Annotated in this window: 1 protein-coding gene; it reads left to right on the forward strand. The window is 41.6% G+C overall.

Annotation, left to right across the window (positions count from 1 at the left end):
- The first annotated feature begins 189 nt into the window (after positions 1-189).
- Entirely contained in the window at positions 190-1,554 is a 1,365-nt protein-coding gene (locus PX482_RS27495) for a sensor histidine kinase (RefSeq protein WP_002758476.1), read from the forward strand.
- Positions 1,555-1,792 lie beyond the last annotated feature (238 nt).

The raw sequence follows: 1,792 nt of genomic DNA on the forward strand, positions 1-1,792 counted from the left end.
AAAAGCCACTCTTAATCGTGTCTTGGAACGAAATAGAGGCTTTTAAAGACTGCGTACATGGAGAATTAAAACAAGAATTACCCTCGAAAAGCCTATTTTTCCACTAAGTATTTATGCTCATTGCAAAGGTGAGATGCTCCCTGCTCCATTTAGATAGAGTAAGCTGGAAATAGCGTCGGTTAACTCCTGATGAATTGGCTCAAACAAGGAAAATGGATCGCGGGAGGTTTCGGGCTAACTGTCTTATTGATGGGAACTATTAGCCTAGTTTCCTATCGCAATACCCTCGCCCTGCGTCAGCGCGCTGCCGAGGTGGAAGTTACCTACGAGATCATCGATAATCTCGCTAATCTTTACGCTAACATGGCGGTGGCCGAATCGGGAAGACGGGGTTATATCACAACTGGCAGCCCTAGGGAATTAAGCCGTCATCGTCGGGCGATCGCTTTGATGCAATCTAACTGGCAACTCCTGGCTAAACAATTAGAAAACGGCACGGATTTCGAGCGGGAAATGGTGACTGAGATCGGGGATTTAATGTATCGGCGAATTACTTTATTTAATCAATCGATCGCCACCTATAAATCCGATCGATCCGATGATATTTCTCAAGATGCAATCACGGTTAAAAGTGTCGAAGTCCGGGATAAGTTTCAAAATCTTCTTACCTATTTACAAGCTAGTCAGAAAAGGAATTTAAGAAGTAGCATCGCTAGTTCTAGGGATAGTATCAGTGAAAATTCTCTTTTGGGCTTAATGGGAACTTTTATCAGTTTTGGGATTATTTGCGGAGTTTATTTTTTGATTTTTTGGCAAGAGAAACGGCGACAAAAAAGTGATGAAATTCACCGGTTATTACTACAGGAAAAAGAACTTTCCGATCTAAAAATTCAGCTTTTTTCTATGATATCCCATGAGTTCCGAACTCCTTTAACCGTGATTCTTTCCGCCTCGCAGTTATTAGAAAATGGCTTAAAAGATGCAGAACAGTCGAGCAGAAAAAACCTATATAGAATCCAGTCTTCTGTCAAGCTAATGAATCAATTCTTAACAGATATTTTGATTTTAACAAGGGCAGAATCTGGTAATCTCAGTTGTCGGCTAGAGCCGCTCGATATTGAAGCTTTTTGTTTAAATTTAGTCGAGGATTTTCAATTTATCAATAAAAATAATACGCCGATTAAATTTGTCAGTCAGGGATTGATGATCCGTCCTTATCTAGATGAGAAACTGCTCTACTCGATTTTAAGTAATTTACTCTTAAATGCGATTAAATATTCCCCCACAGGAGCAGGGATTAGTTTGATTTTGTGGAAAGATAGCGATCGCATTGTTTTTCAAGTCCGGGATCACGGTATCGGCATTGCCGAGGAAGATAGAGGTAAGATCTATGAACCCTTTTATCGGGGTCAGAATGTGGAAAATATTATCGGCACGGGATTGGGGTTAGCAGTGGTTAAAAAATGCGTCGAACTCCACCGCGGCGAAATCGCCCTAGATAGCCAAGTGGATAAGGGAACAAGCTTTACCGTCAAACTGCCCATTTCACCCTAGTTCCAGCTTGAGCGGCCAAAAGATTACAAAATGTAACTTTCTTTCTTTCGAAGGGAGACGAAAGCAACGAAGAATTTTTAAGTAAGTAGTTATAATTAAATTGAAGATAGATTTTGCCTCTGACCCCCCCTGCCCCCCTTGATAAGGGGGGTGCCGATAGGCGGGGGGATCCCCCCTGCCCCCCTTGATAAGCTATCCCTTATAGGGATCTTTCTTAACAATTTTTGCAGTAAGCACT

The sequence above is a fragment of the Microcystis sp. M53602_WE12 genome (genome assembly GCF_030065455.1).
Taxonomy (GTDB): domain Bacteria; phylum Cyanobacteriota; class Cyanobacteriia; order Cyanobacteriales; family Microcystaceae; genus Microcystis; species Microcystis aeruginosa.

What these genes read in the sequence shown, in the direction of transcription:
- PX482_RS27495 (WP_002758476.1), top strand. Translation starts at nt 190, where the DNA reads ATGAATTGGCTCAAACAAGGAAAATGGATCGCGGGAGGTTTCGGGCTA.